Here is a 12,356-nt window from a genome sequence, read left to right as displayed (position 1 = left end):
CCTGTTGGCTGAAACGAGTCCGTAACATTATGTCGCAGGCAACGTCTTCGGTTGCATCGCAAACTGCGGAAGCTGTTCGTTGGCTTCAGCCGGCTTTCACAGCCGATTTTCCTGAGCTCCTCGCAGGGTTTAGCCTGCGCCACGGGGGAGTCAGTGCACCGCCGTTTGCTACGCTAAACCTTGGGATGAGCACGGGAGATCGGCCAGCGCATGTGCAGGAAAACCGACGTCGGTTGGCCGATGCGGTGGGGTTTGAAGTGGAGCGGTTGGCGCTGGCTGGCCAGGTACATGGGGCAAAGGTGTGCGTCGCGTCGAAACCTGGATTGTATCCGGGCTGCGATGCCCTGGTAACCACCGAACGCAATCTCGTGTTAGGGATTACAGCGGCCGATTGTGCGGCGGTGCTGCTTTACGATCCTGTGCACCAGGTAGTGGGAGCCTGCCATGCGGGGTGGCGCGGCGTGATAAGCGGAGTGGTTACGGCAACGGTTGCTGCGATGCAGCGCCTGGGAGCCCGTCTGGAAACGCTCTGGGCATACATAAGTCCGTGCATTGGTCTGGTGCATTTTGAAGTCGGCGAAGAGGTGGCCGCTCGTTTCGAGCCAGCGGTCGTGTATCGGCAGCCAGAATGGACTCGTCCTCACGTCGATTTAAAGCAGGCGATTGTGCGGCGTTTGCTACAGGCAGGGATTCCTGCAGCTCACCTTGACGTGGCGCCCTACGACACGGCCGGTTGCACGGCCGATTTCTTTTCCTATCGCGCCGAGGGGGGACGAACAGGCCGCATGCTGGGGTTTATCGGACAGCGCTAGGGAATTTTGCGCAAGGGAGGCATAGCCCGAATGACCACGCGACGGTTAAGCCGACGGCCTTCGGCCGTGTCGTTGGGACCAATGGGATGCGTGGGGCCATAGGAGACCACCTCCAGGCGTTCAGGATTGAGACCATGGACGTCAATGAAATAACGAGCAACCGCGGCTGCCCGCGCAGCGGCCAGCTCCCAGTTGCTGGGGAAGCGATCCTTTAACCGTGCCCCGATGGGGACGTTGTCTGTGTAGCCTTCAATGCGGATCCGATGCTCCGGAAATTGGTGAAGTCGCCTGGCCAGCGCATCCAGCCGTTGACGTCCCCGGTCGGTTAACACAGCACTGGCCGGCGCAAACAGATCGTCAGCCAGCTCCACGGCGAGGCGCAACCCTCCATCCCGACAGACGGCCAGTTCATAGCGCAGCCGATCGATCGTCTCGTAGAGACTGCGGAGGTCCTGCGCATACTGCCCCGAGTCGATATAATCATAGAAGGCCAGAGAATCTCGCAAGACCGCCAGGGAGTCCTCCAGTTGGGCAATGCGGGCCGCCTGTTGCTCTACCAGTAGGCGCTGCGTGGCGCAGCCGGTTAGCACCAGGGCATAAAGTAACAGGATGCCGTAGCTATGACGCTTCATGCGTGCGTCGCGCAATCATGGTGGCCGAGGATTGGTCGGTGGGTATCAAAATAATTTCCGCGATATTGACATGCGCAGGACGTGTAGCGCACCAGACAACGGCCTCGGCCACGTCGGCTGGCGTTAACGGACGCGTGCCCTCATAGACGCGGGCAGCCCGTTCAGCATCGCCTCCAAAGCGGACCAGGCTGAACTCCGTCTCTCCCACCATACCCGGGTCAACGGTTGAAACGCGAATAGGCGTGCCGTGCAGGTCCATCTTGAGTCCCCGGGTAATGGCGCCCACCGCGTGCTTGGTGGCGCAGTAAACTGTTCCCCCGGGATACACTTCATGCCCGGCTATGGACCCGATATTGATAATGTGCCCACGCCCTCGGGCCAGCATGCCGGGAACCACCGCCCGCGTGACATAGAGCAGTCCTTTGACGTTGGTGTCAACCATCTGATTTATGTCGTCGAGCTGGTTGGCATAGACTGGGTCAAGCGCGCGGGCAAGCCCGGCATTGTTTACCAGCACCTCAATAGCCTGCCAGGTCTCTGGAAGGTTATCGATGGCCTGCTGAACGGCTGCCGCATCCCGCACGTCCAAAGCAAAGACATGGACCTCGACGTTATAGTTGTGCTGCAGATGCTCAGCCAACTGCTTCAGACGGTCTAGCCGACGAGCGCAGAGCAACAGCCGCGCGCCCAGCCGCGCAAACGCTTCGGCGCAGGCCGATCCGATCCCAGAAGAAGCGCCTGTGATAAAGACGATGCGGTTTCGTAACTCCATGACGTAACATTTGCAGGTTAACTCCTGCTAAAAGCTAAGAAGCATAGCGGTTTTTCTGAGGGAAATGTGTGCAAATTCCGTAATTTACCTCCCATGAGGGCTCGACAGGTCATATGGTTACTCTGGCTGCTGCCCGGAGTAGCGTTAGCGCAGCCGGCGCAGCGCACGCTCCTTCCCGTTACGGGGCAGGCTGTGCAATGCCTGAATGGACAGGCCGCTGGCTTTTCCTGCAACCAGGTTACATTGCTATCCTTCTTGCCGCTGGCGTCTATCGACGATGATTTTTCCCAGGACGATACCACGGTGGTCAGGGCCAATGACATCTGGGGATGGGTCGATCCGGAAACAGATCGCCGCTATGCCCTGGTCGGACTAAGCAACGGCGTGTCAGTAGTAGACGTAACCGACCCTGTGCAGCCGCGCCTGGTCGCCTTCCTGCCGGAACCAGAGCGTGGCCATGCGCACAAGGCGCGTCCGGCCCGTGCAGCGCACGAAGGCGCCAGTCTCTGGCGCGATATCAAAACCTATGGCCCTTATGCGCTCGTGGTCAGCGACAACAACCCGGGGCACGGCCTTCAAATATTTGATTTGCGAAAGCTGAAATCGATTTCGCAGATACCGGTGGTATTGGAGCCGGTTGCGCACTACCATGGTTTCGGTAAAGCCCACAATATAGTTGTAAATGAAGAGACCGGTTTTGCTTATGCCGTAGGAGTGCGTGAGCATCCCGATTCGCTGGCGCGGTGTGATTTTGGGTACCACGCCATAGATCTTGCAAATCCACTACGGCCGCGATTTGCCGGATGTTTTAAATCATCGCTGGGTGGCTACGTGGGACCGGGCTATACGCACGATGCGCAGTGCGTAATTTACCGGGGACCCGACCCGGACTACCAGGGGCGCGAAATCTGCATCGGGACCGACGAAACTGGCATCGCCATTCTGGACGTCACCGACAAAACCAACGTGCAGGAAATTGCTGCCTTTTCGTATCCGGATGTTGGATATGCCCACCAGGGGTGGCTCGACGAAACGCACCGTTACTTTTATGCAGGGGATGAGTTGGACGAGGTGCGAGCCTGGCGGGCGTATCAGGAAGACCCGCGATCGACACCACCGCGCACGCGAATGCTTATCTTTGACCTGGCAGATCTGGACAGCCCACGGTTGGCCGCTGAATACTGGGGCCCCACCGCGGCTATTGATCATAACCTGTTTGTGCGCGACCGCTTGCTCTTTCAGGCCAACTATACAGCAGGACTACGCGTGCTGGATATTTCGGATCGGGAGCAGCCGGTTGAAATTGGCTTTTTTGACACGTATCGGTGGAGCGATGCCGTCAGGTTTGCAGGGGCCTGGGGCGTATATCCTTTTTTGCCGGACGGAGTGGTGTTGGTGAGTAGCATAGGAGAAGGATTGTTTGTGCTCCGTCTGGAAAGCGTACCCACAGCACGGCAACTCCCCGGCAAGGCACCGCGCACTGGCTTCTCAGCGCCCGCGCCGCATCCCTGGCGGTCCACCACGCAGCTAAGGCTATATGTCGATCGGCCACAATGGGTACAGGTGCAGTTGCTGGATCTGCTCGGACGGACCGTGCAAACGGTGTTGCAGGGCTATGTGGGCGCTGGATCCGTGTTGCTTACCCTGCGCGGCGAGGTAGCTCCCGGGCTATATCTGCTCCGCGCTGAAGGCGAAACGTTCACCGCTGTGCAGCCCCTGGTGCGAATGCGGTGAGCTTAGCGAGGGACCGAGCGAGGACGGCGGTGTTCCCACCAGGTTAATGCACCGACAAACAGCAGGCCGCCTGCGGCCAGCAGCAGCACACTGATTACCGGATCGGACGCATCGGGCAGCTTCAAACGGCGCGTTTCGTCTATCCAGGGCCAGAGCGCTCGAAGTGAACCTGCCATCAGGCCGACCAGCACCGCCATCGTGGCGTCGTGATGGTGACGAATCAGGTAATGCAGCAGCCGCGAAAATAACCCCAGGCCAGCCGCGGCACCCAGCGCAAAGACCAGCAGGTAAGGCACCTGGTGCTCAGCCAGCGCGCGCAGCGTGGGTTCGTAAAAGCCAAGGACCAAGAGCAGAAAGGCCCCGCTGACGCCAGGCAGAATCATGGCACAAATAGCCACGGCGGCTGCCCCAAAGACCTGCCAGAGGGCAGGATCCAGCACGGTCCGAGGAGGAATGCCGACCAGTAGAAAGGCCACAATGGCACCGCCAAGTGCCAGCAGCCCCTCACGGAACGTACGTTGCCGCAGACGCAGCCAGGGCAACAGCAGCGAGCCAGCAATCAAACCGAAAAACAGCCCCCGCATCTGCGTCGGGTACGTGTCCAACAGGTGCAAAATAAGCCGCGCTGCGCTGAAAATCGCCGTGGCAATACCCAGCCCCAGTGGAAGTAGAAAAAGCCAGGGAACGCGCCGAAAATGCTGCCAGGCGTCAGATAGACGACCACGAATGCCCAGCAGTACTGCCTGAAAGACCTGGTGGACGGCCGCTACGAGCTGCTCATAGATGCCCACGACCAACGCCATCGTTCCGCCACTGACCCCGGGGATGACATCGGCCATGCCCATCAACAGCCCGGCCAGGAAGGAGCGAAAAGCAATACGCATAGGCGAGCGCATGCAGCCGGGCCCGTTTTAGCCATCCAGACCGAGCTGTCGCCGAATGGCGGCGTCCCGATAAAACTCGGGAAGTTCGTCCTTGGCCGAAGGGTCCAACCGGAGCGCCATCTTCAAGGAACGAATGCCTTCCTCCGACCGCCCGAGAGCCAGCAGTGCCCGCGCCTGCCGGATGTACGCCCGAGCATCCGGGTTAAGCTGCAGGGCCTGGCGATAGGAGGCCAGCGCTTCTTCGACGTAACCGGCTTCAAGCAGCGTTTCCGCATAGTCAAGCCAGGCGTCTCGGTTTTGCGGGTCGAGTTCAATTACCCGCCGATAGGATTGGAGGGCCTCCTGCAAGCGCCGTGCGTTGTATTCACAATCAGCCTTGGCGTACCAGAATTCACTGGTTTTCGGCCGAAGCGCAACAGCACGCTCCATGCAGGCAATGGCTTCATCAAAGCGCTCCAGAGCGTCGTAGCAGCATCCCAGGCCGTACCAGGCTTCCGCGTAGGCAGGATCCTCCTCCAGGGCAAGCTGAAAGTACTGGATGGCTGTTTCGTATTCCTGCAACTCTTCGTAAGCCAGAGCAATGTTGTAATAGGTTGCTGGATCTCCTCCCTCAATTTCCAGCACCTTTTCGTAGCTTTCGATTGCGCCTCGCAGATCGCCCAGGTTGGTCAGAGCATTCCCCCGATTGTAGTAAGCGGAGCCAAAGTCGCTCTGGATCGCAATGGCATAGTCGTACGACTCAACCGCCTCGCGGTAGCGTCCCATGCGGTTGAGCACAATGCCCCGGTTGTACCAGGCATCGGCCGAATAGGGGTCCAGTTCCAGGTGGCGATCATAGCAGGCCAGGCTACGTTCATCATCGCCCAGCCGGTCGTAGCAATACCCCAGTTCATACCAGACTTCTGGATGATCTGGATTCAGCCGAGCAGCCTGCTCCAGGGCTTCGACCGCCTCGTTCAGGCGATCCATGCGTTCCAGCGTAATGCCCCGATTGTAATAGATCTCATCGTTCAAGGGATCGATCTGCAGGGCCCGGTCATAGGCGTCCAGCGCCTCCTCGAAGCGTCCCAGATTGTCGAGCGTAATGCCCAGGTTAACGAGCGTTTCAGTATCGGTGGGATTGAGGGTTAATGCGCGTTCGTAGGCTTCGAGCGCTTCTTCGTGCCGTCCCAGATGGCTGAGCAAAATACCTCGGCGCATCCAGGCGTCTGAAGCGGCGGGATGCAGCGTTAGCAGACGATCAATTACCCCCAGCGCCTCCTCAAAGCGCCCCCGCTCATAGTAATACGTAGCGATTTCCTCCAGCGTATCCGAATCGAAGTAGGCTGATGCCCCGTGTGCTTCGTAGGCGGCTACTAACTGTTCGATGTGGCTGGGGTCCAGCTCGTCATCCGCGTCGTCGAAGCCAAAATCGAAGAAGCTCATAGGCGCCGAAGGCTTTGGAGAGATTTCCGGGTTCCTGGCGGAATAACTTCCCGGCTAGCCTATTAAAGCAGACCGTCCGAAAATGTTCACGCGCGGCGCTCCACCGCTCTCAGTTTAATAGCCGTTGACACAATTTGCAAGAACTTTGTGTTGGCCTGCTGTAGTCTTTAATATCGTCTAAAAAGTGGCAAAAGCTTAGCCGTTCCTCTATGCTAATCAGTTTCGAAGGTATTGACGGGTGTGGGAAGAGCACCCAGGCCCAATTGCTTGCCCGGCGGCTGGAGCAGGCTGGCTATCGCATCCTGTTGGTTCGTGAGCCAGGAGGCACGGACCTGTCTGAGCGCATCCGTCAGCTCCTGCTTGATCCAGCGCTGGAGATTGATCCTTTTGCCGAGCTGTTGCTGTTTTCGGCAGCGCGTCGCCAGCTGGTCATGCAGCAAATCCGACCTGCGCTGCAAGCCGGCTGCCTTGTGTTGTGCGACCGATTTTATGACTCAACAACCGCTTACCAGGGTGGAGGGCGTGGGGTGGCAGACCTGGATTGGCTGCGAGATTTCAACCGGCGCGTAACGGATGGGTTGGTCCCCGATCGCACCTACTGGCTGGACGTGCCGCTTGCCGTGGCCTGGGCGCGCCGCAAGCAAGACAAGCCTGACCGTATGGAACAGGCCGATCCAGCGTTTTTCGAACGCGTGCGGGCTACGTATGCGAAACTGGCTGCCGAAGAACCTGCCCGCATTTTACGACTGGATGCCACTGCGCCTATTGAAGCGCTGCATGAGAGGATCTGGACCGACGTGCAACGCCTGTTGCAGCAGCTCGGAACTCGCCCAACAGGCAGCGGTTCTTCTAACAATCACAACGGTTGAGCGTCTGAACCTGAAACGAGCGGATCGTGTCGGTTTCTACCCAACAGCTCGAAGAGGTCAAGAACATCTTTCGGGCATTTTTGAAACAACGCGGGCAGCGGCAAACCCCCGAGCGATTTGCCGTGCTCGAAGAAATTTATTCCACCAACGACCATGTCGATGCCGACGAACTCTACTTGCGTCTCCAGCAAAAGGGGGCTCGGGTAAGCCGAGCGACCGTTTACAATACGCTGGAATTGCTACTCGAGTGTGATCTTGTGGTCAAGCATCAATTCGGCACCAATCAGGCCAAGTACGAGCGGGCGTATAGCTACTGGCAGCACGACCATCTCATCTGTCTCGACTGTGGGGAACTGTTTGAATTCTGCGATCCGCGCATCCAGAGCATTCAGGAAATGGTGGCAGATATCTACCAGTTTGACATTCGCCACCATGCGCTGAACTTCTACGGACATTGCCGACGCGAAAACTGCCCCAATCGTCCGGCTGCCAGCCGCGAAGCGCTTGCTACAGCCAGGAAGTCGGAAGCAGGAGCCGGCGCCAGAGAGTCTGCCTGAGCTTTAGAGAAACGCGGTCGTCCGAACAAACTCGCGAAGCTGCTGCCCGCGCCGGTCGTAGAGCGTTACGCGAAATTCCCGCTGTCCCAGCACTTCGGTCAGGTCCTGTTCCGAGAGGGTGAAGGTCGTCTCTTGCGCGTTAAGCTGAAGCAGGCGCCGCGGTCCTGAGGTTACCTCAATGCGTGTGACGGTGGCAGGCACATAGGTCAGCGTGCAGGTGATCTGATGGCGCGCGCGCCGGCAGGTTAGCTCCGGCGGGTGGGCAGCTAGCTCTGCCGCAGCTTGCGTTGAGGTGCCGTGCAGACGGCCCCGAACGTCCAGTACCACAAAGTCCGGTGGATTTAGACTCAGAAGCACTACCGTGGTGAAAAATACCGTCAGCAGGGTTGCGGTGAAATGCCCGCCCAACCAGTGCAGTGCTCGATGCCGACGCTGACGGCGCAACCAGGGAAGCAGGTGCGGCACAAACACCAGGTGCGTCAGCGGTCCAAACCAGAACAGCAGGGCGCCGTAGACGATCAGCAGATTCGGCCAGTACACGTCCGGCAGATACGCATGCAACAAATTGCCAATTGCCCAGCAGAAGAACCCAAAGAAAAACAAGGCGCCACTTTTAAGCAGTCGCCAGCTCGGACTGCTGGCGTAGTAGAGACTCTTGATAAAACGCCAGAGCCGCTGCCCCCGGCTGAGTCCCCGCCATCCTGCCGGCAGGAGGGTCGGGGACTCAGCCGCCCCGTTAACGCGCGGCATCAGATCGACATTATGGGAAGCCATGTTTGCCTGCTTCGATTGCTTAGCCAATCGCCCACAGGCGCCCCAGCAGGTACCAGTTCACCGCGTAGATGATGGCAAACACTGCAAGGAAGATGAGCGTCAGCGTGAGCGTCCCCTGCATAGAGTACTGATAAATCGGCTTGTCGTCGCTGCCGCCTGAGATCAGTGGCGGCATAACCAGGGCGGGATTATCGATCCGCTTTCCGAAAAGCAGCGATCCTACGGCTACGACCAGAAAACTGCCGCCGGCAATGATTGCCAGTAAAGCTGCCACGCCGAAAATGGCAAACAGGGGGGCAGCCGCTTCAAAGCTAAAGTCTGTGCCCGGAAAGCTCATCACCGACGGATGCCGGCGCGGGACCCCGTAGAGCACACCCAGGTAGAGCATCATGATTGTGGCCAGCCCCATGGCCACCGCATAGAAGTAGGGTTGAATCCGGGCCAGCGGTTTGAACACCAGGTCCCGGTTAAACAGGACCGGGAGGGCAAAGTAGACCAGGGCCATAAACGTCAGCGTAGTACCCAGGACTACGGTGCCATGGAAGTGCCCCGGCACGCCCAGCGTGTTGTGCCACGTCAGGTTAAGCTGGGTCTGCCCCATGACGACGCCCGAAATGCCGCCGATAAACCCAAACATAATGATGCCCAGCACGGTGGCCGAAAAGACAGGGTTGCCCCAGGGGGCCGACCAGAGCCAGCCAAAAAGTCCCTGGCGTCCAAAGCCGCGTTTCCGGCGACCTGCTTCTAAGCCGGCTGGAATGGCAAAGGCATGGATCATGCTGGCCAGTACGGCGCCGTAGACAGCATAGGAGGTGTTCCAGTGCTTCCAGCTCATATGAACACCCGGATCGGCCAGCAGATGGTGGGCGGCTCCCATGTTGATGAAGAACAGATACAGGATAAAGGCCGTCCGCGAAAGCTTTTCGCTAACAACCTCGGCGCCTCCCACCACATGCGTCAGGAAATACCAGACCGTGATCATGGCCGCCAGGTTGATTTGCTGGCTTCCATGACCAATAATCCAGTACATTTGCCGGTACCAGGCTGCGTCGATGTGTTCAATCACGCCGATGCGCCAGAGGAAGGTGGGAATGTATGTAATCAGTCCCCCGAGCAAGGCCTCCAGAGCGATGATTGATGTAATAAAAGCGCCAAAACTGACCAGCGGTAGGGAACGGTTGGGGTGCGCTTGTTTCTCCTGCCAGATTGTGATAAAGAAGGGCAGGGCGGCGATGATAACCCCCACGATAAATAGATTGACGCCCAGATAAAACAGGGGAGACGAAGGTAGCGGCGCATAGGATGTCAGCAGGGGAGCACTGTCAGGCGCTTCTGTGGTGGCGATGGCATGGTTGATCATCAGGGCCGCTCCCAGCATGACGATGTAGCCGATGCCGGCCAGTTTGGGTGCCGGAAGCGGTCGGCCCAGCACCAGCGGTCCCCCGATGTAGAGGATGGCCACCTCCATGAAGACCATCCAGAAGATCAGCAAATTCCAGGCATGAATGCTGAGCCATTTGTAGAAGGCAGGAGGATCGGCTAACCCGATCACTTCCCACCGGGTGAGCGCGACAAAGATCGCCGAAATGCCGCCGATTAACAGCGCGATTACAGCCGTTAGCGCGAACAGCTTCACGTAGCGCTCGACGTCCCGGTGAATGCGCAGGCCGGTGACCGAGCACGTCCGGAAGCCGTCGGCATCATAGGTTCCGGAAAGTAGCAGGCCAGCCATAGCTCATTCCTCCACGATGAAAATGCCGTGCATGGTGCGATGCCCGATGCCGCAGAACTCGTTGCAGATCACGTGATAGACGCCCGGTTCATCGAACCGCATGGGGATCACCCATTCGTAGCCGGGCAAAAGCTGCAGGGTGATCTGCTTGCTGAGCGCATGCTCCGGACGGATAGAAAATCCGTGCTGCACGTCGTAGCTGGTCAAATGCAGCCGGTAGGTTTTGCCGGCTTTTAAAATGACGGGCAGACCGTCAAAGCCGTACCGCATAGCCGCGATATACACATCCTCTCCAGCAGGGCGCAGGCCCTGCGTGGTGGTCGTGCTGGCCTCGCGGTAGGCGGCGAGTTTGGCCCGATAGGCGGCCGGCTCAATGCGATAGGTGGGACCGTGTTGGTTCTGAGCGCCAAAGAAACTCCAACCGACCATCCACCCGAAGAGGATCAGGCCCCACGCGACGCTGAGCCAGACCCAGACCTTTTCGTGGCGACTGGCAGGGATGGCCCACCAGTTTCCTTCCAGGGGTTTTAGTGGCGAGCTCATGGCGTTGTCCCTCCTGCCGGGATGGTGAGCAGATCAATCACGCCCCAGACGATGTAGGAAAGCACGAAGAACACAATGGCAGCCCCGGCCAGCAGCCAGGGGTTGTCGTAAATTTGCTGCTGCCAGGGGATGGGGTGTTGTTGATGCGTCTCCATGGCTGTTGCAGGTCTGCACCAGAGGCTACCTGACTATAAGATAAATCGTATTTAATACTAATCAATCCTAATTTGGTAAACAACAGATTTTTCATCTTTCGACAAAGGTGTGGGTGTCTTTGAGGGGGCAGTGGACATGTGGCGGCCTGTTTTGTTAAGAGTTTTGAGGTTTTTGCAGCTATGTTTATAGCCGGGGCGGTATTGTTTTTGGAGGTAAAAAGGAAAAGCATCAAAGTTCGCTGTTTTTCCTTTGACTTGTTGGTTAGGATGCTGTTTCTTTAAAGAGATTCAGGAGGTGTGTTGGGTTTTATGCGTTGCCTCTGGTTAAGCGGACTGATTATAGGGTGGTTGCTGGGAGCGTGGGGGTTCCCGGTAGGGGTTGAGCTGGCTTTTTTCAAAGTAACGGCGGAAGGGAACGATCTGGTTGTAACGTGGCAGGCCAACCGGGAGGAGGGGGTGCAGCGGTACGAGTTGCGGCGGCGCACGCCTGCCAGTAAGGGGCGGTACGTATTGATTGCCCAGATCGCGCCGCAGGGTGTCGGCAAGCCCTATCGTTATGTGGATCGGCAGGTCTACAAGCAAGCGGCTGATGAGGTGGCCTATCAGCTCTGGGTTATTTACGGGAATGGTACGGCTCAGCTATTGGCTGAGCAGGCGGTTAACTATACACCCACAGCGGTTCGGCGCACCTGGGGGAGCATTAAGGCGATGTTTCAGCGATGAATCGCGTCCGCATTTTGACCTCGGATCAGGTCGCTCGCATTTTAGACCGCATGGCTTTTGAAGTGTTGGAGCGCAACCGTGGGGGAGAAGGGCTGGTTGTTTTAGGCATTTTGCAGAAGGGAGTAGCGGTGGCAGAAGCGCTGAGCGCGCGGCTGGCGCAGATTGAACACCGTTCGTTTCCGGTGAGTGCGTTAGACGTGCGGCCTTACCGGGACGATCGTTCCTTGGAAGCCGCGGTTGCGGACCACTCTTCCCTGCAGGTCGATACGATCACCGATCGGCCGGTATTGTTGGTAGATGACGTGCTGTTTACCGGGCGGACGGTTCGGGCGGCTTTGGATGCCCTATTGCGATGGGGGCGTCCTCGGAGCGTCCAGCTAGCGGTGTTGATAGATCGCGGGCATCGGGAGTTTCCGATTCGGGCCGATTATGTAGGACGGGTGGTTCCGACGAAGTATCAGGAGCGGATTGTTGTCGTTCCTGACGAAGGGTTAGCAGTGTACGTAGAGGAAGTCTAGCGGCAGCTTTTTATAGCGTATCGGGGGGAGCGACAAAGAGGCGAATCTCGAAGCCTTCGCGGACCTGAGTGCCGGGTTCTCGGCTCTGACGGACAACAATGCGCGACGTGTCGCCAGCCGCTTCGGTAGATTCGCGGGGTTCGACTACGACGGAGCGCAGCCGGTGGGCCAGCAGGATGCGTTGGGCTTCGGCTACCGTTCGGCCAGTCACATCGGGCACGGTTAC

General features: G+C 58.4%; 15 protein-coding genes (1 of these 15 running past the window's edge). 6 read left to right on the top strand and 9 right to left on the bottom strand.

Features of this window, described 5'->3' with window-relative positions:
- Positions 1 to 29: 29 nt before the first annotated feature.
- Complete coding sequence (pgeF, locus tag BUA15_RS07825) at positions 30 to 812, top strand: peptidoglycan editing factor PgeF (protein ID WP_072715424.1); 783 nt, start codon at positions 30 to 32, stop codon at positions 810 to 812.
- Here pgeF and BUA15_RS07820 read toward each other — a convergent pair.
- Together BUA15_RS07820 and BUA15_RS07815 are read right to left on the bottom strand one after the other, a co-directional pair.
- A complete protein-coding gene (locus BUA15_RS07820; protein WP_072715423.1) occupies positions 809 to 1,444 on the bottom strand; it encodes an OmpA/MotB family protein in 636 nt (211 codons plus the stop codon). The two genes, pgeF and BUA15_RS07820, sit on opposite strands and share 4 nt — an antisense overlap.
- The gene (locus BUA15_RS07815) at positions 1,431 to 2,216 is read right to left on the bottom strand and encodes an SDR family oxidoreductase (protein ID WP_072715422.1); all 786 of its coding nucleotides are present in this window, start codon (positions 2,214 to 2,216) and stop codon (positions 1,431 to 1,433) included. The genes BUA15_RS07820 and BUA15_RS07815 overlap by 14 nt, the downstream gene beginning before the upstream one ends.
- 93 nt (positions 2,217 to 2,309) lie before the next feature.
- Between BUA15_RS07815 and BUA15_RS07810 the strand changes: the two genes are divergently transcribed.
- Positions 2,310 to 3,950 carry a choice-of-anchor B family protein gene (locus BUA15_RS07810; RefSeq protein WP_072715421.1) on the top strand — a complete coding sequence of 547 codons (1,641 nt, stop codon included), beginning with the start codon at positions 2,310 to 2,312 and terminating at the stop codon, positions 3,948 to 3,950.
- Between the two features lie 2 nt (positions 3,951 to 3,952).
- Here the strand turns inward: BUA15_RS07810 and BUA15_RS07805 are convergent, their stop codons facing one another.
- Both BUA15_RS07805 and BUA15_RS07800 read right to left on the bottom strand, forming a co-directional pair.
- Positions 3,953 to 4,834, bottom strand: coding sequence for a DUF368 domain-containing protein (locus BUA15_RS07805; protein WP_245771969.1), 882 nt, complete (start codon positions 4,832 to 4,834; stop codon positions 3,953 to 3,955).
- A gap of 27 nt (positions 4,835 to 4,861) precedes the next feature.
- Positions 4,862 to 6,259: a tetratricopeptide repeat protein gene (locus BUA15_RS07800; RefSeq protein ID WP_072715419.1), complete on the bottom strand. Its 1,398-nt coding sequence runs from the start codon at positions 6,257 to 6,259 to the stop codon at positions 4,862 to 4,864.
- A 209-nt stretch (positions 6,260 to 6,468) separates the two neighbouring features.
- Between BUA15_RS07800 and tmk the strand changes: the two genes are divergently transcribed.
- Positions 6,469 to 7,128, top strand: coding sequence for a dTMP kinase (gene tmk / locus BUA15_RS07795; RefSeq protein ID WP_072715418.1), 660 nt, complete (start codon positions 6,469 to 6,471; stop codon positions 7,126 to 7,128).
- Positions 7,129 to 7,154: 26 nt separating this feature from the next.
- Positions 7,155 to 7,685 (top strand): Fur family transcriptional regulator, encoded by a 531-nt coding sequence (locus BUA15_RS07790; protein ID WP_072715417.1) that lies wholly within the window; start codon positions 7,155 to 7,157, stop codon positions 7,683 to 7,685.
- Between the two features lie 3 nt (positions 7,686 to 7,688).
- On the opposite strand, the gene BUA15_RS07785 is transcribed toward BUA15_RS07790, so the two are convergent.
- Genes BUA15_RS07785 through BUA15_RS13720 form a run of 4 tightly spaced genes read right to left on the bottom strand, consistent with a single transcriptional unit; the run spans position 7,689 to position 10,889 of the window.
- Positions 7,689 to 8,459: a hypothetical protein gene (locus BUA15_RS07785; RefSeq protein WP_072715416.1), complete on the bottom strand. Its 771-nt coding sequence runs from the start codon at positions 8,457 to 8,459 to the stop codon at positions 7,689 to 7,691.
- A gap of 19 nt (positions 8,460 to 8,478) precedes the next feature.
- Entirely contained in the window at positions 8,479 to 10,191 is a 1,713-nt protein-coding gene (locus BUA15_RS07780; protein ID WP_072715415.1) for a cytochrome c oxidase subunit I, read from the bottom strand.
- Positions 10,192 to 10,194: 3 nt separating this feature from the next.
- Positions 10,195 to 10,734, bottom strand: coding sequence for a cupredoxin domain-containing protein (locus BUA15_RS07775; protein ID WP_072715414.1), 540 nt, complete (start codon positions 10,732 to 10,734; stop codon positions 10,195 to 10,197).
- Entirely contained in the window at positions 10,731 to 10,889 is a 159-nt protein-coding gene (locus BUA15_RS13720) for a hypothetical protein (RefSeq protein ID WP_178139394.1), read from the bottom strand. Before BUA15_RS13720 ends, BUA15_RS07775 begins: the two co-directional genes overlap by 4 nt.
- 309 nt (positions 10,890 to 11,198) lie before the next feature.
- On the opposite strand from BUA15_RS13720, the gene BUA15_RS07770 reads away from it, so the two are divergent.
- Both BUA15_RS07770 and pyrR read left to right on the top strand, forming a co-directional pair.
- On the top strand, positions 11,199 to 11,612 hold the full coding sequence (locus BUA15_RS07770) for a hypothetical protein (protein WP_072715413.1): 414 nt from the start codon (positions 11,199 to 11,201) through the stop codon (positions 11,610 to 11,612).
- Positions 11,609 to 12,130 (top strand): bifunctional pyr operon transcriptional regulator/uracil phosphoribosyltransferase PyrR, encoded by a 522-nt coding sequence (gene pyrR / locus BUA15_RS07765; RefSeq protein ID WP_072715412.1) that lies wholly within the window; start codon positions 11,609 to 11,611, stop codon positions 12,128 to 12,130. Before BUA15_RS07770 ends, pyrR begins: the two co-directional genes overlap by 4 nt.
- Before the next feature lie 10 nt (positions 12,131 to 12,140).
- On the opposite strand, the gene BUA15_RS07760 is transcribed toward pyrR, so the two are convergent.
- On the bottom strand, positions 12,141 to 12,356 hold the 3' end of the coding sequence (locus BUA15_RS07760; RefSeq protein WP_072715411.1) for a PASTA domain-containing protein. Its footprint extends 564 nt past the window's final position; the window shows 216 of its 780 coding nt (coding positions 565-780); its start codon lies off the right edge, out of view — the gene reads right to left on this strand; the stop codon is at positions 12,141 to 12,143.

The sequence above is a fragment of the Rhodothermus profundi genome (assembly GCF_900142415.1).
Classification (GTDB): domain Bacteria; phylum Bacteroidota; class Rhodothermia; order Rhodothermales; family Rhodothermaceae; genus Rhodothermus; species Rhodothermus profundi.
The sequence above is the reverse complement of the archived record's forward strand: the minus strand, read 5'-3'. Positions and strand labels throughout refer to the sequence as shown.

Coding starts and splice junctions, on each gene's coding strand:
- BUA15_RS07780 (WP_072715415.1), bottom strand. CDS start 10,191: ATGGCTGGCCTGCTACTTTCCGGAACCTATGATGCCGACGGCTTCCGG.
- pgeF (WP_072715424.1), top strand. CDS start 30: ATGTCGCAGGCAACGTCTTCGGTTGCATCGCAAACTGCGGAAGCTGTT.
- BUA15_RS07800 (WP_072715419.1), bottom strand. CDS start 6,259: ATGAGCTTCTTCGATTTTGGCTTCGACGACGCGGATGACGAGCTGGAC.
- BUA15_RS07820 (WP_072715423.1), bottom strand. CDS start 1,444: ATGAAGCGTCATAGCTACGGCATCCTGTTACTTTATGCCCTGGTGCTA.
- BUA15_RS07810 (WP_072715421.1), top strand. CDS start 2,310: ATGAGGGCTCGACAGGTCATATGGTTACTCTGGCTGCTGCCCGGAGTA.
- BUA15_RS07785 (WP_072715416.1), bottom strand. CDS start 8,459: ATGGCTTCCCATAATGTCGATCTGATGCCGCGCGTTAACGGGGCGGCT.
- tmk (WP_072715418.1), top strand. CDS start 6,469: ATGCTAATCAGTTTCGAAGGTATTGACGGGTGTGGGAAGAGCACCCAG.
- BUA15_RS13720 (WP_178139394.1), bottom strand. CDS start 10,889: ATGGAGACGCATCAACAACACCCCATCCCCTGGCAGCAGCAAATTTAC.
- BUA15_RS07770 (WP_072715413.1), top strand. CDS start 11,199: ATGCGTTGCCTCTGGTTAAGCGGACTGATTATAGGGTGGTTGCTGGGA.
- BUA15_RS07775 (WP_072715414.1), bottom strand. CDS start 10,734: ATGAGCTCGCCACTAAAACCCCTGGAAGGAAACTGGTGGGCCATCCCT.
- BUA15_RS07815 (WP_072715422.1), bottom strand. CDS start 2,216: ATGGAGTTACGAAACCGCATCGTCTTTATCACAGGCGCTTCTTCTGGG.
- BUA15_RS07805 (WP_245771969.1), bottom strand. CDS start 4,834: ATGCGTATTGCTTTTCGCTCCTTCCTGGCCGGGCTGTTGATGGGCATG.
- pyrR (WP_072715412.1), top strand. CDS start 11,609: ATGAATCGCGTCCGCATTTTGACCTCGGATCAGGTCGCTCGCATTTTA.